Annotated in this window: 15 protein-coding genes; 10 read left to right on the top strand and 5 right to left on the bottom strand. The window is 43.3% G+C overall.

Annotated features, from left to right (window positions below):
• Nucleotides 1-171 precede the first annotated feature (171 nt).
• The 3 genes from N7U62_RS10620 to N7U62_RS10610 are packed head-to-tail and all read left to right on the top strand — an operon-like array spanning nt 172 to nt 5,629.
• Complete coding sequence (locus N7U62_RS10620) at nt 172-2,904, top strand: hypothetical protein (RefSeq protein ID WP_264137945.1); 2,733 nt, start codon at nt 172-174, stop codon at nt 2,902-2,904.
• Nucleotides 2,901-5,123 (top strand): APC family permease, encoded by a 2,223-nt coding sequence (locus tag N7U62_RS10615; RefSeq protein WP_264137944.1) that lies wholly within the window; start codon nt 2,901-2,903, stop codon nt 5,121-5,123. Before N7U62_RS10620 ends, N7U62_RS10615 begins: the two co-directional genes overlap by 4 nt.
• Nucleotides 5,123-5,629: a metallophosphoesterase family protein gene (locus tag N7U62_RS10610; protein ID WP_264137943.1), complete on the top strand. Its 507-nt coding sequence runs from the start codon at nt 5,123-5,125 to the stop codon at nt 5,627-5,629. Before N7U62_RS10615 ends, N7U62_RS10610 begins: the two co-directional genes overlap by 1 nt.
• Here the strand turns inward: N7U62_RS10610 and N7U62_RS10605 are convergent.
• Entirely contained in the window at nt 5,626-6,402 is a 777-nt protein-coding gene (locus N7U62_RS10605; protein WP_264137942.1) for a carbonic anhydrase, read from the bottom strand. The two genes, N7U62_RS10610 and N7U62_RS10605, sit on opposite strands and share 4 nt — an antisense overlap.
• A 122-nt stretch (nt 6,403-6,524) precedes the next feature.
• The gene (locus tag N7U62_RS10600) at nt 6,525-6,788 is read right to left on the bottom strand and encodes a hypothetical protein (RefSeq protein WP_264137941.1); all 264 of its coding nucleotides are present in this window, start codon (nt 6,786-6,788) and stop codon (nt 6,525-6,527) included.
• A 459-nt stretch (nt 6,789-7,247) separates the two neighbouring features.
• Between N7U62_RS10600 and N7U62_RS10595 the strand changes: the two genes are divergently transcribed.
• The 3 genes from N7U62_RS10595 to N7U62_RS10585 all read left to right on the top strand — a co-directional run bounded on the left by N7U62_RS10595 (nt 7,248) and on the right by N7U62_RS10585 (nt 14,194).
• Entirely contained in the window at nt 7,248-9,080 is a 1,833-nt protein-coding gene (locus N7U62_RS10595) for a tetratricopeptide repeat-containing sensor histidine kinase (RefSeq protein WP_264137940.1), read from the top strand.
• Nucleotides 9,081-9,098: 18 nt separating this feature from the next.
• Nucleotides 9,099-9,842: a LytR/AlgR family response regulator transcription factor gene (locus tag N7U62_RS10590; RefSeq protein WP_264137939.1), complete on the top strand. Its 744-nt coding sequence runs from the start codon at nt 9,099-9,101 to the stop codon at nt 9,840-9,842.
• A gap of 125 nt (nt 9,843-9,967) precedes the next feature.
• A complete protein-coding gene (locus N7U62_RS10585; protein WP_264137938.1) occupies nt 9,968-14,194 on the top strand; it encodes an MBG domain-containing protein in 4,227 nt (1,408 codons plus the stop codon).
• A gap of 49 nt (nt 14,195-14,243) precedes the next feature.
• Here the strand turns inward: N7U62_RS10585 and N7U62_RS10580 are convergent, their stop codons facing one another.
• Together N7U62_RS10580 and N7U62_RS10575 are read right to left on the bottom strand one after the other, a co-directional pair.
• Nucleotides 14,244-14,534: a YciI family protein gene (locus tag N7U62_RS10580; protein WP_264137937.1), complete on the bottom strand. Its 291-nt coding sequence runs from the start codon at nt 14,532-14,534 to the stop codon at nt 14,244-14,246.
• Nucleotides 14,535-14,543: 9 nt separating this feature from the next.
• Nucleotides 14,544-15,428 (bottom strand): aldose 1-epimerase family protein, encoded by an 885-nt coding sequence (locus tag N7U62_RS10575; RefSeq protein WP_264137936.1) that lies wholly within the window; start codon nt 15,426-15,428, stop codon nt 14,544-14,546.
• Nucleotides 15,429-15,647: 219 nt separating this feature from the next.
• On the opposite strand from N7U62_RS10575, the gene N7U62_RS10570 reads away from it, so the two are divergent.
• The 4 genes from N7U62_RS10570 (at nt 15,648) to N7U62_RS10555 (ending at nt 24,264) form a co-directional block, all read left to right on the top strand.
• The gene (locus tag N7U62_RS10570) at nt 15,648-16,022 is read left to right on the top strand and encodes a co-chaperone GroES (protein ID WP_264137935.1); all 375 of its coding nucleotides are present in this window, start codon (nt 15,648-15,650) and stop codon (nt 16,020-16,022) included.
• A gap of 200 nt (nt 16,023-16,222) precedes the next feature.
• Complete coding sequence (locus tag N7U62_RS10565) at nt 16,223-22,018, top strand: beta strand repeat-containing protein (protein WP_264137934.1); 5,796 nt, start codon at nt 16,223-16,225, stop codon at nt 22,016-22,018.
• A 2-nt stretch (nt 22,019-22,020) separates the two neighbouring features.
• Entirely contained in the window at nt 22,021-23,352 is a 1,332-nt protein-coding gene (locus tag N7U62_RS10560; protein ID WP_264137933.1) for a T9SS type B sorting domain-containing protein, read from the top strand.
• A gap of 3 nt (nt 23,353-23,355) precedes the next feature.
• A complete protein-coding gene (locus N7U62_RS10555; RefSeq protein ID WP_264137932.1) occupies nt 23,356-24,264 on the top strand; it encodes a PorP/SprF family type IX secretion system membrane protein in 909 nt (302 codons plus the stop codon).
• A gap of 47 nt (nt 24,265-24,311) precedes the next feature.
• On the opposite strand, the gene N7U62_RS10550 is transcribed toward N7U62_RS10555, so the two are convergent.
• On the bottom strand, nt 24,312-26,786 hold the full coding sequence (locus tag N7U62_RS10550; protein ID WP_264137931.1) for a hybrid sensor histidine kinase/response regulator: 2,475 nt from the start codon (nt 26,784-26,786) through the stop codon (nt 24,312-24,314).
• Nucleotide 26,787: the final 1 nt, after the last annotated feature.

Genomic DNA, 26,787 nt, shown 5'->3' with positions numbered 1-26,787 from the left:
TTCGTTTCGGAGGTGGGTCGGGTCGTGTTTTAGGTGGGGAATCGGATGATTGGGATGGCTGGGAAGAAAGTTGGATAAGCTGCGGAATCATAGTTCACAAAAATTGGATAAGTATTCCCCTCTGAATAATTTGCATCGGTCTGTCTATTTGGATTGAAGAAAACTACTAGTGTGAAAAGAAGCCTGATTTTAATTCCTGTATTGTTAGTGTTGGTAGGTGGGGGCATCTATTTCTATTTTCACTGGAAATACTCCAGCATCAACCGATGGTCTTTTGTTCCGCAGAGCTCGATCATGGTCTTTCAGCCTACCCAGTGGGCCCAATTGCTGTCTGGAGATGAGGAAAGAAAGATCCTCAAAAACCTCAAATCCCTACCTGAGCTGAAGCAAATCGGAGAGAGTCTCGATTCGCTGGACTCGCTGGTCGGTGGGGGTTTCAGTGTCAACCGCACCATCGAGGCAAATGACCTTTTGATCTCCGTCCATCAGGGCTCCAAAGAAGCCCTGGCCAACCTCTACATTCTGGAGGTGTCAGCACTGAAAAAGCACGACTTTCTGGCTCAGGTGGTCAAATATCTCAAGGACGTGGAGGGCTTTTCGGAGACCCAAAGAGTATACGAGGGCTACACGATCACGGAGTTCAACAAGGCCGGGACACGCATCGCCTACATCTTTTATCGCAACTATCTCATTTTTAGCTTTACTCCCTTTCTGGTGGATGATGCCATTAGAAGCCTGGAGAAGGGCAAGCAAAATCCCTATACCAAAAACCTGGCGATAGAGTCGACCAGTCAGCAAACTCCCGTGGGCGAGGGACGACTCTATGTCAATATGCCCGAGCTACAGAAGTTCATTCACCACTTTGTGGATCCGGTAGATGTCAAGGGGAGCAACCTGGAGCTGATTACTGACTTGATTCACATGGATCTGAACATAGGCAACGATGACATTAGCTTCAACGGCTTTTCCTACATCGATACGGCCAAGGTCAATTACCTGTCCTCTTTCATAGGAGTGAAGAGTGCGGGTTTTGAGATGAAAAATGTGATTCCGGATCATTCAGGTCTGGTGATTCATGCTTCTTTCGATGATGTGCGCAAGTGGCACGCAGGCCTGAAAGAATACTGGCGCGAGCATCAACCATCGCAGTTGACCCGTTTAGGGGAGATCGAAAACCGATATCGCTTTGATGTCGACAAATTCTACGATTTCGTGGGAGGGGAGATTGGCTTGTTTGTATTGGAGTCGAAGAGAAACCTGGATCGTGAGAAGATCTTTTGCATCCGGCACAAGGATGTGATCAGAGCCGAAAACTACATGGAAGAGCTGGCCCGTGATTCCAATCCTGATACGACATTCTATCACGAGACCTATGCCAATAGACGGATAGGCGAAATCCTACTGGACGAACTGCCCGGGAGAATCTTTGGCGATGTGTTCGATGGATTCGAGACCAGCTACTATTTTGTGAATCGAGATTTTGTTTTCATCGGCAATACCCAGCATGCACTGGAGGTGCTGATCGACGACATAGACACGGAAGATACCTGGCGCAAGTCCATCAAGACTTTCAACTTTCTGGAGTCGACCAACGATGATGCCAACCTGAGTGTCTACATCAAATCCGCAGGACTGTGGAGTCTGATTGGTCAGACCCTCAATAGCCACTGGAGCCAATACATCGAGGAGCACAAATCGGTGATGAAACAGCTCGAATATGGCGTTTTGCAGTTCACCGCAGTAGACAATAAGTTCTATACCAATCTGCATATAAGCCATCCGGGTAAACTCATGGAGGCTCAGAAGCCACAAAAACTGGCGAGTCAGGGGGAAGTCAATTTTGAACATGTGCTGTCTTCCAAGCCTTTTGCTGTCAAGAACCACAACGACCGAACCCTGGAAATGATGGTTCAGGACTCTTCGCATCAGTTGAGTTTGATTTCGTCTACCAATGAGGTCGTACTCAAGATTCCGCTGAAGGGTCAAATTGCGAGCCCGATCTATCAGGTGGATTATTACAAAAATGGGAAGTTGCAGTACCTCTTTGCTACGGATCATCAGGTGCACATCATCGACCGAACCGGTACCTACATCCCAGGCTATCCCCAAAAGGTGAAGACCAGCGAAAAGGTGAAGTTCTTGAGTCTGATCGACTATGACAACTCTAAGAATTACCGCATCATGGTAGCGGCAGAAAAGGGATTCTACTACATGACCAACAAGGCAGGCAAGGAGCTGAAAGGATGGAATCCTTTGAAGTTGAAAAATGAGCCTGCCATGGGTGGTCAGCACCTCAGGGTGAAGACCAACGACTATATGATCTTCTTGCAGGAGGATGGGATTGCCTATGGGCTACAGAGAAATGCCGAGCCTAGGAAAGGATTTCCTATCGATCTGAAGGCGTCCATTACCAGTCCGCTGCACATTGAGCGTGGTGCGACTCCACAGACCACCGAGCTGGCAGCCATGACCAGCAATGGCGAGTTGGTAGTTTTCAATCTACTCGGAGAGATCACACGCAAAAAGCAACTGCTAAAAGGAAGTCCCAACGAGAATTTCGAATTGGTAAGCTCTAACGACGGTGAAAACTTTGTCGTGGTAAGGAACAAAGAAGACAAAGTGGAATTCTTTGACGAGGATTTGGAGCCAATGTTCATAATAGACTCTGAAAGTCAGCAATTGACTTATCAATTCTATAGCTTTAGTGAGGACAATAAGATCATCATAGTGGTGGATCAGCAAAACTCCAGTGCCAATCTGTACCGCATGGACGGTACCAGGCTCAACAAGGAAGCGATCCCGACCAACCAGCAAATGGCTATGCTGTATCATGAGGCCAAAGAGGAGTTTGAGCTATTCGTAAGCTCAGGCCGATCATTCAAACGACTGAAACTGAAAAGATGAGCGAATTATTAAAACCCAAAGCTAATTTTGGGACCCTTCCGGTATTCTTTACCGCTATATCTACTATTCTGGGTGCAGTGATGTTTTTGCGATTCGGCTATGCTGTAGGCAGTGTAGGATTCTTGGGAACATTGGCCATTGTATTCATTGGCCATCTGGTCACGATACCCACCTCCATGTCCATCGCCGAGATCGCCACCAACCAAAAGGTAGAAGGAGGAGGAGAGTATTACATCATGTCCCGATCCTTTGGTATCAACATAGGAGCGGCGATTGGTGTGGCCTTGTATTTGTCTCAGGCCATCAGCGTGGCATTCTATGTCATCGCCTTTGCCGAGGCTTTTGATCCGGTGATTGCCTGGTTGGCAGACAGCCATGGGATTTACATTTCGGACAAGAGGATGATAAGTGTCCCCGCTATGATATTATTAAGCATACTCATGTTGACTAAGGGGGCTGACCTGGGGATGAAAGCACTCTATGTGGTGGTGTTCACTTTGTTCGTCTCACTGGTCATGTTTTTTATGGGCAGCACCGATTATCAGGCCAATTTGCAGGAGTTCGATATGCTGGCTCATGTGCCTTCTAATGATGATTTCTTTCTAGTGTTTGCGATTATTTTCCCGGCTTTTACGGGCATGACAGCAGGGGTGGGATTGTCAGGAGACCTAAAAGATCCCAAAAAATCTATCCCTATGGGGACGGTGTCTGCGACCTTGATTGGCATGGTGATCTATGTTTTTATCGCCTACAAGTTGGCCACCAATGCCAGTCCAGAGGATTTGGTCAGCAATCCGTTGATCATGTCTGATATTGCGCTATGGGGACCCATCATCCCGATAGGTTTGGCAGCAGCCACGATTTCATCTGCTTTGGGATCGATCATGGTAGCACCACGTACCTTGCAGGCGCTGGCTGGAGACAAAATATTCCCTTCTTTGAAATTGAACATGTTTCTGTCCAAAGGGAAAAAGAGTAGCAATGAACCGATCAATGCCACTTTGGTGACCATTGGTATTGCCTTGTTTTTTGTTTCGCTAGGAGATATTGACTCGGTAGCAAAGGTGATCTCCATGTTTTTCATGGTGACCTATGGGGCGATTTGTACAATCTCTTTCTTTCAGCATTTTGCGGCGGATCCTTCGTATCGTCCTGCTTTCAGGTCTAAGTGGTTCATCTCGCTGCTAGGCGCGATCATGTGTTTGTTTTTGGTCTTCAAGATGGATCCGGCTTATGCCTTTTTCTCTTTACTGATCATGGTGCTGATCTACTTCGGTCTGTCTCGCTACAACAAGGACAATGCAGGGATGGCCAATATCTTTCAGGGAGTGATCTTTCAGCTGATCCGACAGATTCAGGTCTTTATCCAAAAGGCGGAGAAGGATGATCAAAACTGGAGACCTTCGGTGATTTGTATTTCGGGTGATGCCTTTGAGCGTCCTGCGGCCTTCGAGCTCATGCGATGGATTTCGCATCGCTATGGTTTCGGTACTTATTTGCACTTCATCAAAGGCTATTTTTCCAAAGAAACTTACGAGCAGTCACGCAGCGAGCTGGAGAGACTGATTCGTGTTGCAGACATTTCCAATAGCAATGTGTATGTGGATACCCTGGTGTCGCCATCATATACCACTGCTATTGCTCAGACGCTGCAGTTGCCGAGTGTTTCGGGCAAGGATAACAACATGATCCTATTCGAATATTCTAAAGCCAAACCAGGCAATCTGGAAGAGATCATGGACAACTATTCCATGGTCAGAACTTCGGGATTTGATACCTGTATATTGGCGAGTAGCGATCGGGGACTAGAGGTGAAACGAGAAATCCATATCTGGATTACCCCATCGGATTTTTTGAATTCTAATTTGATGATCTTGCTAGGTTACGTGATTTTGGGGCACCCGCAGTGGAAGAAGGCTGAGATCAAGATCTCTGCCATCGTGCCAAAATCTGAAGTCCAGGAAGAGAAGAAAGAACTGTTGGATTTGATCAAATCTGGTCGTCTGCCCATCTCTGCCAACAACGTCAACATCATCGAAAGAGAAGAAGAGCGTAGCAACAAGCAGCTGATCAACGAATATTCAAAAGATGCCGATTTGACGATTATTGGGTTTAGATCAGAGGCTGTGAAGCAGCGTGGAGAGGAGTTGTTTGAAGGGTTTGACGAAGTAGGTGATATCCTGTTTGTCAATTCTACTCACACCAAAGTGATATCCTGATGCGCATAGGACTGATCTCTGATACGCATGGTTTTTTGGATCCTAAAGTCTTTGACTACTTCGCTGAGGTGGATCAGATCTGGCATGCAGGCGATGTAGGTACGGCCGCATTGATCGAGGAGTTGGGAGCTTTCAAACCCATCCTTGGCGTTTATGGAAATATTGATGGCCAGGATGTGCGTCAGTTGTTTCCTGAGGATCAACGTTTCGACTGTGAAGGAGTGAAGGTCTGGATGACGCATATCGGAGGTAAAGCGCCACGCTACAATCCGAGAGTGCGCCCCTTGATTCAGAAGCTGAGGCCCGATCTATTCATCTGTGGTCATTCTCACATCCTGACCGTGATGCACGACCCCAAACACAAAGGCACGCTCTTTATGAATCCGGGTGCTGCAGGCAGACATGGATTTCACAAGGAGCGAACCCTATTGCGTTTTACCATCGAAAAGGCCAAGATCAGCGATCTGGAGGTAGTCAAATTAGGACCTAGGGCCCAAAAGGCCTAATAATCCGCCAGATATACCACCCGATTATGTGAGTCTTGTATGGGACGATTGTCATCATAGAGGATGTTATGTATTTGAGCGATCTGAATCTCAGTGGCCTGAACAGGTTTTTCCATCACCACCCAGCTTACATTTTGAGAGCAGGGAGGGGTAGTCAGCGAGCCTTTGTAGTAAAAGAACTTGTGATTGTTGCGCGGCAATGCCTCCATGGGATCGGCTTTTTCGTGCGAGCGTCTTTCTTCGTGTACATGTGTGGGGAGCGATTTCATAAAGTGAGCCAGAAAAGGGTTGGCTCTAATACCGTATTCAACTAATACCGCTATGACAGCATAGTCTCCAGCCTGGTTTTGGTGCACAAAGTGAATCTCCATGGGATATTTCTTATGATCCACATGATGCTCCGACGGGGTGTGAAAATGAAACTGGAGCAGGGTGTAGGTTTCACCATCTAGCTCCAGCGCTTTTGGTTCCACTACCTTTTCGATGAGGGTATGACCGTTGTTGATGAGGTCTACGAAGAAGGGGTGGTAGTGAAACTGAATGTCTACTTTTTTGGCTTGGCAAACCGCATGAACCAAGTCTATAGGAGACTGTAAATCACCATTGCAATCACGGTATTCGGGATCCAGTTCGGCCCAGTGATCGGGTCCGTATTGGCCAGAGTAGGCCCAGTCATGGTGCCCAGAGTGGTTGTTGAACAGGGATTGGTCAGATTGTGCGCTCAGGTGAGTGACAGTCTTTGCGATCAGAATTAGGATAACAAAGTACTTCATGGCAGATATGTTTAGGTGGGCAAATATAGAAGCCCATCTAGTTTGATTGAAGACTCTGTACTCTTAATTGCAGTGCCCTGATGCAGATCATTTCGATTCCTGCTTTTTATTCAGGTTTTTGGCTATTTACCCTGGCATTCCAACAAGGCCTTTTCTGCTTTTCTAACGGCTTCCTCTGCTCTTCTGGCTTCTACCCGGGCTTCTGCCGCTTTCATTGTAGCCAACTCCTCCTGCTCTAGAGCCTTTTGTTCACTTTGTTTGGCTAATTTTAGATTGGCTTCTGCCATAGTTTTATACTTATCTGCTTCTTCTGCTTTGATATTAGAAAGGACAACAAAAAATACCGTAATGAGTGCAAGTAGGACTATAATGATGTTCTTTTTCATCTTAGGAAAGATTGGTTCTATTCAAATGTAACTATACAGTTAGTTGAATCCAAATTGTCGATAGGCTTACATTATTTTCCGGAATTGGGTATTTTGTGTGAGTGATCCTTTCTTCATTCATGAAAAACACATTTTGGTCAATCAATTTATTGCCTATTGTTATGTCTTGTCTTGTGATCAGGCTTTAGACCATAAGGGTTCCTATTGGTTCAGTGTCATTTAATAATATTGGAAACTGATACCTTCATACAAAAACAGTACAAGACTACTATTTGGTTTTGATCCCAATAACCTAGAAAAAATCACTATTTGGCAATTCACCAATCGTTTTTTCTCTCAGGTGAAAACGTTTAGGTCGTAATGGATTTTATTTCTGAGCTTACAATTTCAGAATTAAATGAATAGTCTTGAGTTTGGAAAACTAGTCTGAGCAGTAATTTTTCTTAAAAACCTTGTTATATGTATAAGCAAGTCCTTCAATACTTATTGGTCATCTTTTTAATCATGCAGACTGTAGTCACTCTGGCAAAAGATAGTATGCTGGCAAAAGATAGTATGGACTCGCCAGAGTTAGATAGCCTCTTGCATGAATTAGAGATTAATACAAAAAGGGATTCAACAAGAATAGAATTGCTGACGAACCTTTATAACTTCCATAGAACCAGAAACAATACGGAAGGTATTGCCTACCTCACTGAAGGCTTGGAAATATCGAAAGAAATCAATGATAAAAGAAGTGAGGCATTGATATTGAGGTATTTAGCCGTGTACCATAGATTGTCTGGTTTGTATCCGGAGGCGATATCTTATGCGCTCGATTCTGAGAAGATTTTGGACTCTTTAATGCTTCGGGATGAGCTATTATTAGTGAATAGTGAATTGGGACTGTTATACCAAAACATTGGGGAGATTGAAAAGGCACTGGAGGTACAATTGTCCAATATTGATATTGTTGAAGAAAATGAAGACTCTGGAAGTAAAGCCAGGTATTATTTCGTGGCTGGTTACTCCTACTCAGAATTAAAACAATTCAGCAAAGCAGAGCGACTATACAAGGAGGCTGTTAGGATTTCAAAACAAGCAGGTTTCGTACCAGGTGAAATGGTCATGATGGCAACAATGGCCAATCTGTATGTGGAAATGGGAAAGTATCCTGAAGCCAGAAGAATGTTAGAGGAAGTAACCCCATATTTTGAACAAAACAGTCAATTAAGATCACTTGCTGGCGTTTATTTTTCATTGGGTAAACTGGAAACGAGGGAGAAAAATTATAGGCTGGCGGTGGATTATTTGAACAAGGCACTCTCCTTGTACAAGGAAGTAGGTGCAGCAAGGTTAATATTAGAAACATATGAGCAATTGTATTTTAACTATAGCATTCTAGAAGAATATAATTACGCGGACAAGGCCTGGGGAAAATTTGACTCTTTGAATGAAGCCATACATTCTGAGGAAAGAGAAAAAATAACGGCAGAATTTCAAGCCAAATACGAAACAGAAAAAAAGGAAGCCGAGATTGAGTCTTTGGCTCAGCAAGCAGCAATACAAACCCTGGAATTGAAGCAAAAGAATCTAGCGATTTGGGTGGGAGGTATACTATTAGCAGTAATTGCATTGATCGTGTACCTGGTCTATAAAACCCAGGTACAACGAAGAGAAAGAGCGCAATCAGAGTTGCAGCAGCGTTTCCTTCGTTCTCAGCTCAACCCCCATTTTATCTCTAATGCCCTACTGGCGGTCCAAAATTTCGTATTGAAAAATGAAGCCCAGGCGGCCGCCTCTTACCTTTCTAAATTCTCCAAATTGATGAGGGAAATATTGGAAAATTCCAGGCAGGAGTTCATCACCGTAGAGGAAGAATTGGAAATGCTCAATAACTATATGGTCATACATCAGATGAGGCTGAATGGAAGTTTTGAATATGAAATCAACGTCGATGATGCAATCGATCCTGAGATTGATACGCTGCCTCCTATGTTTGTTCAGCCCTTTGTAGAAAACGCCATAGAACATGGGCTAATTAACAAATCCCAAAACGGAAAGATCATATTGGATCTGAAAAAATCTGGTGATTTCATACAGGTTACTCTCCGGGATAATGGAACGGGTTTTGAAGAATCGGGGGAGAGTTCTCGTCGATCTCTATCCACTCAGATTATCCAGGAGAGAATAGATACATTCAACCGATCCCTCAAAAACAAAATTCAATTGGTAGTAGGCAATGATGTCAATGAAAATGGAGAAATAGCGGGTGCCAAAATTGAATTGAAGCTACCGTTCAGTTATGTTTGAGCAGACAATCTTTAAGAGATGAGAGCGGTATTGATAGATGATGAATTAGCTGTTGTAGAGAACCTAAAAACCTTACTCTCTATTTATTTCCCTGAATTGGAGATAGTGGGGGTGGCCCATGGTGTGCATGAGGGTATTGCTTGTATCCGGAAGCATCAACCCGATTTGGTCTTGTTGGATGTGGAGATGCAGGACGGTACCGGTTTCGATCTACTGGCGATCTATGGTGAGTTAGATTTTCAACTCATTTTCGTGACAGGGCACAATGCCTTTGCTATCAAGGCCTTCAAATATAGCGCACTCGATTATGTACTGAAGCCTGTAGATCCTGACGATCTGGTGACTGCCATCAATAAGGCGAAGACCATAACAGACCGAACTGAAATTGGGATCAAGGTGAGTAGTTTGGTTCAGAATCAGGAAGTGCAAAATCAAGACAAAAAAATCGTGCTAAAGGATGCTGACAATGTCTACTTGGTTGCGCTTAGGGACATTGTACGATGCGAATCGGATGCGAACTATACGCAGTTTTATTTGGTAGATGGTCGCCGATTGATCATCTCTAAAACACTCAAAGAGTATGATGCTATGTTTAGGGAGCAATTGTTTTTTAGAGCGCATCAGTCGCACCTTATCAATTTGATGCACTTTGATCGATACGAAAAGAAAGAAGGGGGTACTGTCTATATGAAGGACGGTAGTGCTTTGCCTGTGGCAGTTCGTAAGAAAGATCAATTGTTAGCCGCTCTTAGTCAGCTCTGAAATACCCCGTTGCGAATATTCATTGATTCCAAACGAATATTCAGTCAGTCCCGACGTATTGTCATCCTTTCAAAATTTGGTTCATAGATCAGGTTCATTTGATTCTGAAATCAATTTGAACAATTATGAGAAAGATCTATTTAAACCTTTTCTTCTTGCTGTTGGCCTTTTCGGTCATGGGGCAAGTGCCTACAGCAGGCTTAGTAGGCGAATATCGTTTTAGCCAGGGGAGCTATGAGGATACCGCCGGAGATGCTGATCTGGTTGCGACCGGTACTACCTTGGCACCCACAGACAATCGAGCAGGTGGAGCCAACAAAGCTTTGAATTTAGCGGGAGATTATTTGCAGAGAAGTGGATTTAGCCATTTTGACAACACGGTCAGTTTTTGGATCAAAACGACGACCAATGATACCAATAAGCGAGTAATTATCGATCAGTCAGAACGAAGCTCTGAAGCAGAAACCAGCAGTCAGACTGGATATTATGTTTACCTCCAAAACGGGGTTGTTGGTGTGGCTGGAAACTTCCAGTGGAGAAAACAAGTGGTGAATATTGTGTCTGGATCGGTTTATGAACAAACAGGCTTTACAGGATATTTGAGTACAAGTGCTACTACTAATATTGCAGATGGCAATTGGCATCACGTGGCAGTTACCATCTTTACCAATGGAGGCGAACGTCAGAATGGAACTCAGATCAAGGCCACATACAAAGTATATGTAGACAACGTATTGGAGGCTACCCAAGATCAAATTTACAATGCCCCTGATCATTCCTGGTCTCAGGTCAAACGTTTTACCAATGCTGCCTATCCAGTGACTATTGCCAATAGCAAAGACGGTAATAGTACTTCCAACTACCGTGAGGTGATAGATGATGTTCGTTTTTATTCTTCTAGTCTGGATGCTACTGCTGTGGGGAATTTATTTGCAGAAACAGCCTGCGTCAGCAGCACGGGAGTAAATATGCTAGCTCAGGATATTACTGTTACCCTCAATGCTGAGGGAGCTGCTACTATCACTGCCGAAGAGGTGGACAATGGCTCTTCTGATACTTGCGGAGATCCCGTTTCACTTTCATTGGACATCAGCAGTTTTACCTGTGACAATTTGGGAGAAAATACGGTGACTCTGACCGGAGAGGATGCACAGGGCAATCTGGCCTCAACTACCGCGATAGTTACCATAGTGCCGCATATAGAAGCGGTGGACGTGACTCTGGCCCTGGACGAGACAGGCAATGCAACTCTATCGATTGAGAATGTAGATACGACTCCATTTTCTAACTGTAGCAGTATCAGTTATACTTTTTCTCAATCAGATTTTACTTGTACAGATATTGGGACTCAAAGTGTCACTATCACAGCCAATTTTGGATCAGGACAAACGGTAGATGCCAGCGTTAATCTAACGATTGAAGATCAGGCTGTACCACAGATAGTGGTGCAAAATGCAACCGTAACCCTGGACGCATCAACCAATTCGGCCAATATAGTCACTGCTGATGTGAGTACGTCTATTTCGGATAATTGTACCACTACCCCTCTCATTACTTTGTCCCAGAGCACTTTCGGTTGTAGCGAACTCGGTGAGAATACAGTGACCATCACGGTAACTGATGATCATGGGAACGTGGCTACAGCTGATGCTGTTGTGACTGTTTTGTCGCCGATCACGGATCAAGCACTCACTGCCAGTGCGACGGATGTATGTACAGACGGTAGCGATAGTGGTATTACTATCTCAACCGCTAGTTCGGAGACTGGATTCAATTATTTCTTGCGAAACAGCCTGGACAATAGTGTGATAGAGGGACCCATTGCAGGTACTGGAGCTGCCTTGGATTTTAATGTGGGTGCACTGACCGAAAGCACTACATTTAATGTTTTTGCTGAACCCAATGTAACATCAGATTATGCACTGGAGTTTGCGAAAGGCAATCAGCAGGTGGTGGCTGGTGAAGATGCAGCCTTCAATTATGATCAGGGATTCACGGTTGAGGCGTGGGTGAATGCCCCCTTTAATATAGCAAACTCTAATGGTATGGTTTCTTATGGGACGGCCAGTGCCAGCGATTTAGAAATTTATGTTCAGGGCACTACGGGCTATTTGACAATAGTATTCAATCGTACAACTTCACCTCAGACTTATTTTCAATATCCAAAGCCACCAAGCAACCGATGGACACACATAGCTGTCAGCTATGATGGCGGCACATCAGGTGTAAAAGTGTACTATGATGGAGTGGAGCAAAGCAATGTTTTTACTCATAACCCGGGTGGTTCATTGATTAAAAATACTGGGTCCACTTTGAACATCGGACGTGTGTTGGCCTGGGGAGATGGCAATGATAGCTTCGAAGGGAAAATGGATGAAGTCAGGATTTGGAATGACGTCAGAACAGCCTCAGAGATAAGCAGTCAAATGAACGCGGCACTAACGGGCGCAGAAACAGGGTTGCAGACTTACTATAATTTCAATGAAGGCAGTGGCACGACACTAGGGGATAGCAAGGGAACAAATGATGGCGCTTTGTCGAATATGGATCCCGCCACTGATTGGGTGGAAGGTGCCCTGGCTCAAACGGCCTGTGGATATCAAATGACTGATGAGATTACGATCGGAGATCAAACTGCACCTACAGCTGTCACTCAGGACATCACGATCAACTTGGATCAATCAGGGAATGGCACGATCACAGCAGATCAGATCAATTCAGGTTCATCAGACAATTGTACTTCCCCCGAAAACCTTGTGCTCTCATTGGATGTCAGTGCTTTTACCAGGGATAATGAAGGAGAGAATGTAGTTGTATTGACAGTAACGGATGATGCTGGCAACTCATCGACTGCCAATGCTACCGTGACCGTAATTGGTAAATTGAATCAAACCATTACTTTCCCGAGTATAGAGACGAAAAATTACGGGGTATCGGCTTTTGATTTGATGGCTATTACAGATGCATCAGGGCTTTCGGTTTCCTATGCGATTGTTTCAGGTCCTGCTACACTTTCGGGTTCGACCTTGACAGTGACTGGCGTAGGGACGATAATAGTAGAGGCGAGTCAGTCAGGAGATGATACATACAATGCAGCTACACCGGTACAGGTCAGCTTTGATGTTGTGCCCGCTGAGCTTACTGTTACAGCGAACAGTCAAGTCCATGAGTATTCTGGGGTTGTTCCTTCATTTACTTACTCGATTGCGGGATTTGTCAATGGTGAAACGGAAGAAAATTTGAATGTGCTACCCTCCGTCACTTCTAATGCCAATGCTGGGGTGGGTTCTTATGTGCTTTCCGTATCCGGTGCATCAGCAGATAATTATACTTTCGTCTATGTCGATGGTACTTTAGAAATAACTCCTGCACCACTGACGGCTACTGCTGATGATCAGGTGATGATTTATGGTTCAGCAATGCCAACCTTGACCATTACCTATACAGGATTTGTCAATGGGGAGGATGAGAGTCACTTGTCGAATGTTCCTTCTGTCAATGTGAATACTGATGGACAAGTAGGAGTCTATGATATCGTATTGTCAAATGGTATTGCTCTTAGTAGATCTTTAGCGGTGGCCACACAGAGCAACTACCAAATCACAATGGTCAATGGACAATTAACTATCAATCCAAGTGAGTTGAGTGTGACGGCTGATGATCAGAGCATGATTTATGGAGAAGAGGTACCAGTACTTACCTACTCTTATGCTGGTTTTGTCAATGGCGATAGCGAAGTGGATTTAATCACTCCACCAGTTGTCTCTACCACGGCTACTAGTGATAGCGATGTAGGTAGCTATCCTATCACTTTGTCAGGTGCTGAATCCAACAACTATAATATAACCTATACAGAGGCTAATCTGACGATTGGTAAAGCTACTGCCATTATAACTTTTGCTGATCTTGAACAACATGCTACGGGTGAAGCATTGATGCCCACAGTGACTACAGATCCTTCAGGACTTACGCTGAATATTACTTTCAATGGAGATGTCACTGTTCCGACGGAAGAAGGAAGCTATGAGGTAGTCGCCACTATTGATGATGTCAATTATGAAGGGCAAGCCACTGCTACTTTTATCATCCTTGAGGCGATTCTTTCAACCATTGATAAGCAAAACTTGGTAACAGTTTATCCAAATCCTGCCCGTGATTTCATTCGAGTGGCAGGAGTAGAAGGGGGTGAGTTAATGCTTTTTGATCTCCAGGGTCAGATGATGAAAAGAAGTCCATTGAGTTCTGCTGGTAATAGCCTTAACCTTACTGGACTGAACCCAGGATTGTATTTGCTACAAATTGTGGATGAAAATGCACGTCTGATAGCAAAACGAAAAATAATTGTTCGATAATTCAAGTGATTTCACAACAACATAAGCAGCCTCGAAAGGGGCTGCTTTTTTACTTGTTAATCAGACTTTCTAGGCCGTCACCTGCTCTGCTCGCCACAAATTCGGTGATCTCATAGTCGGCAAGCTCATGTTGATGAAAGGGATCCTTTGCGATTATTGTCTCTAATTCTTTCAGACTGTTGGCTTTAGCCAAAATGATTCCTCCTGTTCGGGGTTCTTTTCTTCCAGAAGCAAGGAAATTTCCAGCGGCATAGTTTTCATTTAAATAACTGACATGATCATGCAAATGCTGGTCTACAGTATCCAGAGGTACTTTGTAGCTTAGGTTGATTATAAACATATTCGATTATTATTTGTCCTCTAATATCTGGATTTGGTAGGAGGCATAGTAAGTATTGCCTGGCATCAATTTATGATTACCAATCTTCTTTTGCCATTCCTGATTGCTGTCTTCATAATCAGGTAGTCCGTCCCACGGCTCCAGACAAACGTAAGGAGCTTTAGGTTTCGACCATATTCCTAGAAACGGAAAATCTCCAAAGTTCATTTGGATTTTGGTTTTGCTCTTTTTGGACTTGATTGCTATTTCTGATGAATTTAGTTCCGTAAATATCAATGCATCATTGTCAAAAAGGCTTTCGTTCAGAAACAGATCTTTTTGGTCTTTGAGAAAGGGGATTTCTTTCTTTTTTAACAGACCATTATCTCCCAGTTGAGCGATTGAGGCAGTTTCCGCTTTGGCAAATTCGATGAAGTAGTCGGATAGCTTTTCGCCTTCTTCCCAAAGACAATTAAAGGCAGGATGGCCACCTAGTGAAAAGATCATAGGGTCTTTGCCTGTATTTACTACTTCATGAAAAACCTGAAGTCTGTTGCCATTGAGAAGAAAATTGATTTTGAATTCAAACTCGAAAGGAAAGATCTTCAAACTTTCTTCGTCATGACCCAGACTAAAGGAAATTCTGCTTTGAGACTTGTTGATCAACGACACCTTGGGATTGTTACGAACAATACCATGTTTGGGAAGTTGATATTTTTGGCCATTGAAGAGATACTCTCCTCCTTTCAAATTGCCTATGTTAGGAAATAGTACAGGTGCTGAGCTACCCCAAATTTCTGGGTCAGCCTGCCAGATGTACTCTCTACCTGTTTTCTTCGATTGCATGCTACAAAGTTCAGCTCCCTGTTCCTTGACCTCAACTTTGAATAACTCGTTCTCAATGCTGTATTTCACTCTGTTGCCTTATGTTGACCGATAAAATTAATGATTTGAATGAATTGAAGTTACACTTTTCGTTTTAATGCAGCGTAAATTTCTTTTTTATAATCAATCCAAAAAAAGGTCCTGAAGTATTGTTTAGAGTTGAGGTCATTTTTAGAGGTTTTATTCCCACAAAAAGCATTTTAGAATTTTCAGCAAGAAACTAATTTTGCGATTCAAAAATATAACGTGATGGAATTGACAGCAGACAACAAGTTGAAGAATCTAATAGTAGTAGGGGATCGCGTACTCATCCGACCTAAGAAGGCAGCGGAAAAAACCGATAGTGGGTTGCTATTGCCTCCAGGTGTGAGAGAAAAAGAAAAAATTCAGAGTGGGTATATAGTAAAAGCAGGTCCCGGCTATCCAATTCCAATGGCCGCAGAAGAAGAGGATTGGAAACCAGAAGAAGAAAAGGTGAAGTACATTCCATTGCAGGCAAGGGAAGGTGACCTGGCGATCTTTTTACAGAAGGAATCTTTTGAGGTAATGTATGAAAAAGAGAAATATTTCATCGTACCGCAGTCTTCTATCTTGATGTTAGAGCGAGAAGAAGAATTATTCTAGTTTGGCAGGATTTTAAAGCTTTTTGTCAGGATTTTGTCGAATATTCAGCTTTCAAGGCTGGTTTTTAGACAAACTACCCGGTGGGGTAGGACAGAACTATCCCATAAGGATAGGTAAAAACATTAGGTTTCGTAGGAATTTGCACTAAGTATTTCCCGGTGTCCCAAGGGAGAAGTGTAAAACCTTAATGAACCTAATTGATGAAAATTCAAATCTTTACTCGAGCTTTGGTGATTCTAGTTTTTTGTTGCCTTAACCATCTGGTCAATGCCCAGTCGGTAGGTATCGGCACTGAATCACCCAATCCTAATGCTGTTTTAGAATTGGTAAGCCCTGGAAACAATCAGGGCTTATTGATTCCAAAAATGTCCACCAGCCAACGTACTGCCAATTCATTTATTTCCCAATTGGGGAATGCTGAAAATGGATTGATGGTATATGATAGTGACGAAAATGCCTTTTACTATTGGCTGAATGGCGCATGGCAGTCTATCGCTTCCAATGTAGTTCTGACTGCTGGTGATGGTATATCGGTAAGTGGTAGTCAGATTACCAACACAGGAGATTTAGATGCTACTAACGAAATTCAGGATATTTCTTTATCAGGAACTGAGCTTACTTTAAGTTCTGGTTCTACTATCGATCTGGCCACTATCGATACGGATACTAAGTTAACAGATGAGGAGATAGCTGCATTTGGCTATATCAAATTGTCCGATTTGACATTATCCGATGATCAAACTTTGAGTTTGTCAGGAACTATTCTAAGCATTGATGCGGGCAATAGTGTAGATCTTGCAGTATTGGATACCGATACCAAGCTGTCCGATGTAGAGATTGCAGCGATGGGCTATGTCAAAAGTGCCGATGATGCAGACGCAGATGCCAGCAACGAGATTCAGGATCTAACCTTCAATGCAGGTGTGATAACCCTAAGCAACGACCCAGATGCAACTGCCATAGATTTGAGTGGCTATGATGCTGATGCCAGTGATGATTTTGATGGAGACTTTACCAGTCTGACTAATGTGCCTGCAGGTTTGGCTGATGGAGATGATGATACACAGCTGACCGAAACAGAAGTGGATGCCTTTGTAGCTAACAATGGGTTTCTTACAGTAGAAACTGACCCCAGCGTACCAGCGAATATCAAAGATGGGATTGATTGGACAGAAGTCAGTTCCATTCCTGCGGATATAGCCGATGGTGATGACGATACGCAATTGACCGAGAGCGAGGTAGATGCCTTTGTTTCCAATAATGGCTATATCACCTCGGCAGACGATGCTGATGCAGATGCCAGCAATGAGATTCAGGATTTAAGTTTCAGTGCTGGTGTGATTACCCTTTCAGGAGATCCAGATGCTACCTCTATCGATTTGAGTGGCTATGATACTGATGCCAGTGATGATTTTGACGGAGACTTCACCAGTCTGACCAATGTGCCTGCAGGTTTGGCTGATGGAGATGACGATACACAGCTGACCGAAACAGAGGTAGACGCGTTTGTTTCAAACAATGGCTTCCTAATAACTGAAACTGACCCCAGCGTACCAGCGAATATCAAAGATGGGATTGATTGGACAGAAGTCAGTTCCATTCCTGCGGATATAGCCGATGGTGATGACAATACGCAATTGACCGAGAGCGAAGTAGATGCCTTTGTGGCTAACAATGGCTATATCACCTCGGCAGACGATGCTGATGCGGATGCCAGCAACGAGATTCAGGATTTAAGTTTCAGTGCTGGTGTGATTACCCTTTCAGGAGATCCAGATGCTACATCTATCGATTTGAGTGGCTATGATACTGATGCTTCGGATGATTTTGACGGAGACTTTTCCAGTCTGACCAATATCCCAGCGGATTTGGCCGATGGAGATGATGATACTCAGTTGACAGAGGCAGAAGTAGATGCGTTTGTGGCTAACAATGGATTTATCACCTCAGCAGACGATGCGGATGCGGATGCTACAAATGAGATTCAGGATTTGAGTTTGAATGAAAACACGCTGTCTCTAAGTGATGATGCAACAAGTGTTGATTTATCTGTTTATCTCGATAACACAGACAATCAGACTGCAACTCAAGTACCGGTTACTCCTCGGGGCAATTTGGCTTCCAGTGATGTACAGGCAGCGCTAGAAGAGTTGCAAAGTGAAATAACGGAGGCCGCCTCTGCGGCAATTGCTGATGGATCGGTTACCAATGCCAAATTGAGCAATGGTGCAGTCACAGATGCGAAAGTAACAGACGTTTCCTTCTCCAAATTGACATCAGTTCCTGCAGGGTTGGCCGATGGTGATGATGATACTCAGTTGACTGAAGCACAAGTTGTTGCTTTTGTAACAGATAACGGGTTTATCACTTCTCCAAATGATGCAGATGCAGATGCCAGCAATGAGATTCAGGACTTGACCTTTACAGACGGAGTGATCGCCTTGAGCAATGACCCGGGAGCAACCACGATAGACTTGAGCGGATATGATGCTAATGCCAGTGATGATTTTAACGGAGACTTTGCTAGCCTAACCAATGTTCCTGCAGATTTAGCTGATGGGGATAACGACACTCAACTAACCGAAGCGCAAGTAATTACTTTTGTAACCGATAATGGGTTTATCACTTCTCCAAATGATGCAGATGCAGATGCGAGCAACGAGATTCAGGATTTGACCTTTACAGACGGAGTGATCGCCTTGAGCAATGACCCGGGAGCAACCACGATAGACTTGAGTGGCTATGATACTGATGCCTCAGACGATTTTGACGGAGACTTTGCCAACTTGACCAATGTTCCAGCTGGATTAGCAGATGGAGATGACGATACTCAGTTGACAGAAGCAGAAGTAGTCACTTTCGTAACAAACAATGGATTTATAACCTCGGCAGACGATGCGGATGCAGATGCCACTAATGAAATTCAGGATTTAAGTTTCAGTGCAGGTGTGATCACGCTATCTGGTGATCCGGATGCGACCTCCATAGATCTAAGCGGCTATGATACTGATGCTTCGGATGACTTTGATGGAGACTTTACCAGTCTTACTAATGTTCCAGCGGATTTGGCCGATGGAGATGATGATACTCAGTTGACTGAGGCCGAAGTAGTCACTTTCGTAACAAACAATGGATTTATCACCTCAGCAGACGATGCGGATGCGGATGCCACTAATGAAATTCAAGATCTGTCCTTGTCAGGAACAACACTTTCATTAAGTAATGATGCAACTTCGGTAGACCTAAGTGCTTTTATGGATGATACAGATGATCAAAACGCCAGTGAGGTAGCGGTATCTCCCACAGGAAATTTGACTTCTAATACGGTTCAGCAGGCCTTAGAGGAATTGCAAAGTGAAATTACAGATGCTGCTTCAGCTGCAATTCCAGATGGTGCCGTTACCACTCCCAAATTGAGCAATGGTGCAGTCACTGATGCGAAAGTAACAGACGTTTCCTTCTCCAAGTTGACATCAGTTCCTGCAGGGTTAGCCGATGGGGATGATGATACTCAGTTGACCGAAGATGAAGTGGATGCTTTTGTTGCCAACAACGGATATTTATCTACAGAACTAGATCCTACGGTTCCTGCTTCCATCAAAGACGGAATTGATTGGACGGAATTAAGTTCCATTCCCTCGGACATAGCTGACGGAGACGCAGATACGCAGTTGACCGAAGATGAAGTGGATGCTTTTGTTGCCAACAATGGATATATATCTACAGAACTAGATCCTACGGTTCCTGCTTCCATCAAAGACGGAATTGATTGGACGGAAGTAAGCTCCATTCCGGCGGACATAGCAGACGGAGATGCAGATACTCAATTGACAGAGGATGAGGTTGATGCCTTTGTAGCCAACAATGGTTACTTGTCTACAGAATCAGACCCAAGCGTTCCTGCTTCCATCAAAGATGGAATCGACTGGACGGAAGTAAGCTCCATTCCCTCAGACATAGCAGACGGAGATGCAGATACTCAATTGACAGAGGATGAGGTTGATGCCTTTGTAGCCAACAATGGTTACTTGTCTACAGAATCAGACCCAAGCGTTCCTGCTTCCATCAAAGATGGAATCGACTGGACGGAAGTAAGCTCCATTCCCTCAGACATAGCAGACGGAGATGCAGATACTCAATTGACAGAGGATGAGGTTGATGCCTTTGTAGCCAACAATGGTTACTTGTCTACAGAATCAGACCCAAGCGTTCCTGCTTCCATCAAAGATGGAATTGATTGGACGGAAGTAAGCTCCATTCCCTCAGACATAGCAGACGGAGATGCAGATACTCAATTGACAGAGGATGAGGTGGATGCCTTTGTTGCCAACAATGGTTACTTGTCGACAGAACTAGACCCTACGGTTCCTGCTTCCATAAAAGACGGGATAGATTGGACGGAAGTAAGTTCCATTCCAACGGACATAGCAGATGGTGATGCAGATACTCAGTTGACTGAAGATGAGGTGGATGCCTTTGTAGCCAACAATGGTTACTTGTCGACAGAACTAGATCCTACGGTTCCTGCTTCCATCAAAGATGGAATCGACTGGACGGAAGTAAGCTCCATTCCCTCAGACATAGCAGACGGAGATGCAGATACTCAATTGACGAAGGATGAAATCGCTGCCTTTGGTTTTATTACTTCGCCCAACGATGCTGATGCCAGTGCAACGAATGAAATTCAGAATTTGACTTTTACCGAGGGAGTGATAGAATTGACTGGAGACCCAGATGCTACTAAGATTGATTTAAGCATGTATGATACAGATGTTACAGATGATTTTGATGGGAACTTTGCCAGCTTGACTAATGTCCCAGCCGGTTTAGCGGATGGTGATGATAATACACAATTGACTCAGGATGAGATTGCCGCTTTCGGTTTTATCACATCTCCAAATGATGCCGATTCGGATGCCTCCAATGAACTATTGACCACCGCTGAAATGTCAGGTGATATTCTGAGATTGTTCGAAGACAAAAACAATGTTAATGTGGACTTGAGTCAGTTTAGGGAAGTCCCAGATGTCACAGGGCAGGCGGGTAATTTTCTTACAACTGATGGGAAAGGATTGTCTTGGGGAGCTGTGCCTACAGGGGTCTGGTCAACTAATGGAGAGAATGCCTACTATACAGCTGGTAATGTAGGGATTGGAACAACTAACCCCGGTACAAAACTTGGTGTAATGAGTACAACTTCCAGTTCGACGAGTCCAATGGCATCCTTTTTAGATCAAACGGGAACTAGTGATGTCTCTATGAATTTTAGCTCACAAGCTGCTGGTAATTTCAGTATTGGTTTGGATGCAACGGATGATTATTTCAAGATTGCACCAGGCAGCGCATTGGGAGCCAATCAGGGTTTTAGAATGTATGCATCTGGTGCTGTAGGTTTTGGTTCTATCACCAGTCCTTTGACAACCTATCAGGTGGAGATAGAAAATACTACAACTGGATCAGTCTATATTGACAATAACGCAACCAGTGGAACCTATAATTATGGATTGGTGGTTAATATGAATACGAGTTCTACAGCTGTCAAAAGAGGACTTTACGTCTCTGGTGCGGATCAAAATTATTTAACAGGAGATTTGCAAATTGGAGGGACTATCATCACTCCTATAGCTAATGCTGTTCAAAACATTTCATCAACGAATTTTACTTTGACTGTTCCTGAAAAAACAAGAATTATTAAAGTTCAGAATAGCATGAGTAGCACATCGGAGGCGGAAGTAGCGAGAATCACCGGGATTTCTCCTGGAGTTGATGGTCAGGAACTTATAATTATCAACGTTGATCCGGATGGTGGGTTTAGAGGAAGGGTCTATTATGTGACCTCATTAGAATCTAATAGCAATAAGATTTATGTAGATCCGACCAACGGAAATATTCTACAGCTTTATGGCAACTCGATTATGAAATTAGTATACGTCGAGGATTTGGCTGCCTGGATGCAGGTATCCCTTTCAGATAACCTAAAAGGCGCAATATTCTAATCATGAGACAGTCATATTTAATGGAATGTCTCTTGATACCAGGTATTAGAGCATTCAATAAAATATTCACATCAACCCAACAACCAAAAAATAGGGAGGAGGTTTTTCAGTACAACCTGAAAGCGAAATTTAGATTCATTCGTGTGTTTTACAAAAACCTTGGGACAGAAGGAAAATACGCGAAAATAGCCTTGTCAGGGGCTTTGACGTACTCCTCCCTTATTTTTTCTTTTCAGGGATTGGGTCAGGGATTGGTCATAGATGGGGCCATCTTAAGCACCACCGAAGGGAGCTCAATTACTGTCAATGGTCATCTTTCCAATCAAGGCAGTTTCACCAACAAAGGACAGCTGTTTTTGACTGGTAGCATGTCTAATACGGGATCTTTCATAAATGATCAAGGTGATCTCATATTGATAGGGGAAGATCAGTTTTTGAGTTCAACTGAAGATGATTTGTCGAATCTTACTTTAGGACCAGGCACGATTACCAATATCAGTAGCGACATGCTGCTGGATGGAACTATAAATATGAACGGGGGTAAAATCCGTATCATGGAGGGAGTCCATGTCCTACTGGACTCCTCCATGGTATTGGTAGGTGCCAATGAGAGGAGCTATTTCATTGGTAATCTTTATCGGATGGGTCGAGGAGAGGTGTTTTTTCCCGTTGGTACGGACGATGAGTATTTGCCTGTTCGATTGCTTGAGGTAGATGGTATCAATCCTGTGATTGGGATAGAGGCATTTGATCAAGCGCCTATTTCGGAGATCGGAGATGATTTGGTTGAGATATCCCATGAGCGATATTGGCGGATGGACAGAGACGAGCGCTATAGTTCTGGCAAGATTGTTCTTCCTTATGCTGATGAGCCTTTCATCGAGTCTCAGGATATGTTAGTAGTGGCACAGGCGGCCGATTTGACTTCACCCTATCATTCCTTAGGTGTTTCAGATATCAAGGGAGGTGACTTTACAGGTTATCTGACGAGTGAAGGAATTGCAAATGGGGAATATTTCACCATCGGGTATATAGGAGAGGATAGCAAATTGCCCCCACTCAAAGTGATCAATGTACTGACGCCATACAAGGATGGTAAACATGATTTCTTGAGGATAGAGAATATCGAGCTTTATGAAGATAATGTGATTGAGATCTTTGACAGAAATGGATTAAAGGTATTTCATCTTAGTAATTATGATAATCAGGATCGGGTTTTTGAAGGAATCGCCAATGTCGGTAATCGACGCGACCTGGAAGATGGAAATTACTTTTATACGATTCGAAAGAGCGGAAAGAATGTGAGTTCGGGGTTTTTATTTTTAAAGAGATAAGCCATGAAGAAAGCAATAATCATATACCTGCTCTTGGTTTCAAGTCTTACAGCAAAAGGGCAACTGGATCCTTTGTATAAACAGTATCAGTTCAACAAAATGATGATCAACCCGGCCTATGCTGGGATATACAATCGATTTTCTGCCTCTTTTATTTCCAGTGTGCAATGGGTAGGGTTGGAAGGAGCACCAGTCACCAATACACTCATGATGCAGTCTGCCTTCAAGGAAGGTCAAATAGGTGTGGGAGCCATTTTGGTGAACGATCGCCTGGGCATCAACAATAACACGGAGATACAAATGGCAGCATCTTATAATCTCAGTTTTGGTGAGTCGAAATTGGGAATGGGAGTCCAGGGAGGTATGATCAACTATAGTTATGATATGGATTTGTTGACATTGGATTATGTGGACGATGAAAGGTTGTACATAGGATTAGATAATGTTACTCAGCCCAATTTTGGTGCAGGAATGATGCTGATGTCGGAGAATTATTATGTGGGATTTTCTGTCCCTCGAATTTTGGATGTGCATGTGGAGGACGGTGTGTCTACAAGTACTCGGTACAAAAGACACTATTATCTGGGAGCAGGGTATGTTCATAGAGCCTTCTTCTCCAGCTACTATAAGGTGTCAGGTATGGCAAGATTGGTAGACGGTGGCAAGCCATCTCTGGATCTGAGTGTGAGTACTTTTATGGAAGGCTACATCTGGTTTGGACTCAATGCCAGAGATTTCAAATATTTTGGTTTCTTCCTTTCGATGGAATTGACCAAAAACCTGAGGCTAGGGTACTCCTTCGAGTTGCCAAGCAACTCTTTGATTCAGAGTAACTATGGCACGCATGAAATAAGTATAGCATTTGATGCAGCACTCAGTAGAGGCCAGATACTTAAAAAGAAATTTTTCTGATAGAAACCATTCTAACTTAACCATATGAGGCAACCTTCGGGTTGCCTTTATTTTTCTGCCTGATCGACCTCATTGATGTGTCTATTGATCATCGTAAGGAGGTCTGAGGGGTTAAAGGGTTTGGAAATAAAATCATCAAAATGAGATTGCTGAATATTGGCTTTGACATTGTCGTAGCTGTCTGCGGAGATCGCAATGATTGGAATCAAACTGTATCTTGGATCATCAAAAGTTCTGATGGTATTGGCTGTTTGGTAGCCATCCATTTCAGGCATTTGCAGATCTAAAAGTATCAAATCAAAATCGTGGTTGAAAACCGCTTCAATTGCCTCATGACCGGATTGAACAGTTTCACATTTCATGCCCCATTTTTTAATGAATTTTTCGGCCATGAGCAGGTTGATCTCATTGTCATCTACGATCAGTATGTTTTTGTTCTTCAGTTTTGGAGTGAGGTCTTTGGGGTCTATGTCGATAATTTCTGGTTGAGAATGGGCTTCCATTAATTCCAGTGTGAAATAAAATTTGGTCCCTTTACCGTGCTGACTTTCTACGAATATCTGGCTGTTGAAAAGTGCAAGTAACCTCTTGGTAATGGCTAGTCCCAGGCCAGTTCCGCCAAATTTTCTGGAAATTTCCTCGTGAGCTTGAGTGAAACTCTCAAATATGACCTCAAGTTTGTCCTTTGATATCCCGATTCCAGTATCCTCTACGGTGAATTGAAGTCTTACTTTTCCATCGCTACGGTTGATTAAATTGATGAGCAGCCGGACTTCTCCCTTTGGCGTAAATTTAATGGCGTTACTGATTAGGTTGTTTAGAATTTGGGATATCCGTGCAGGATCTCCTTCTAGATAATCTGGGATTTTATGATCAATTAATATGTTAAAGTTGATGCCATTGTCTCTTGCTTTGATCTCATGTGCATTTCCGATTCCCTTGGTCAGTTCTCTTAAGTCGAATGAGATGTTTTCAAGCTGAATTTTTCCGGCTTCCGCTTTGCTGTAGTCCAGAATGTCATTGATTAGAATCAATAGGTTTTCAGCAGAGAATTTTAGAGTTTTCAAATTCTCCATTTGAGATTTTTTCGGATTCTCTGAGAGTAGGAGATGTATGGTCCCGATCACGGCGTTCATTGGCGTCCGAATCTCATGACTCATGATCGACAGAAATTCTGATTTGGCTCTTGCAGCTTCTTCTGCTTTTTTAAAAGCCTCCTTTAGAACCTCATTTTTTTGATTGATTTTTTCTGTTCTATTGTCAATGATCTTTTCTAGCTGAGATTTTTGCCATTTGGCGAGAGACTCATTGACCTTATACTGCTGTATTTGTTGGTTGAGTCTTTCTTCTTCTTCATTGTTTAGCATGACCCGTTTCCGATTCATCCCGATCATGAAAATGACAATTTCGAATAGAATCCCATATTTCACCAACTGCGCAGTGGAGGTGTTCGGGTCCCAGGTGATTGCTTCCACAAAGGCAAAAACAATCAGTAAGAAGGAACCATAAATAAAATACTTGTTCAGCGGATATTTAGACCCTCTAATGAGATAAACTACGCCTACAATAGCCAACACATTGATGATAACCTGATAGCGAATCACCTGTACAGGCAGATAGATATCCTTGCTGATGACCATATAGGCAAATAAGACCAATCCAAGTATGCCATTGCCTATCATAAAGGGTTGGAGATAAGTCAGCAGGCTGGGGAAGTTTCTTTTGAAATTGATAAAATTGATGATGTATCGCCAGTAGAAAAACATGGTCAGGCTGATCACTGGCATGAAATAGGGGGTTAGACTTGGTATGTCTACCAATATTTTTTCTCTAAGCAAGCCAGATAAAAACAAGTAGGAGACCGAGACAAAAAATAGATAGAGCGAATAATCCAGAAAAGATCGAATACGTGTGGTGAAAAACAAGAAGAGGTTGTAGCCTAATATGATCCAGAATATACCCTGAAAGATCAGATCAGAGAGTTGCTTGTTGATGATCTGTTTTGCCCAGTCCTCGGTAGAATACAAGTGGAAATCGAATTCAGGGTCTTTGTGTATTTTATCTTTGATACGAAGATAAATATCCAATTGACTCTCGGGGCCTATGTTGATGGGAACATAATAGGTGCCTTTTTGAAGCTGCTTTTCACTTCCCGCATACAGGTAACCCGCTTTGGTTTGGTCCACTACTTTGCCGTTTCTTACATAGTAGGCATCTATAAAGTCATTTTTTCCCACGTGCAGAAAATAGAACATGACTTTTTCTTTCTCGTTACTCACACTGATTTTGCCCCAATGAGTGAGATTGGGAGGGAGCGTATCAAGCTTTCGGAATTGCTGTTGGTAGATGGGTTTTAGAACCTGATCAATCTCCAACCCTATGCTGTCTTCATAGACAGTCACATAATCGTTCAGATTAATATTTTCTTCGAGTGCCTTATTCAGCTCAATAGGAGACTGAGCAGTCAGTTGGTTGGTAATTAGGAACAATATGAATACCAAATATAGTCGCTGGCCCAACATG

Source organism: Reichenbachiella ulvae, from assembly GCF_025833875.1.
GTDB classification, from domain to species: domain Bacteria; phylum Bacteroidota; class Bacteroidia; order Cytophagales; family Cyclobacteriaceae; genus Reichenbachiella; species Reichenbachiella ulvae.
Note: the sequence above shows the minus strand (reverse complement) of the source record. Positions and strands in the feature narration are given on the sequence as shown.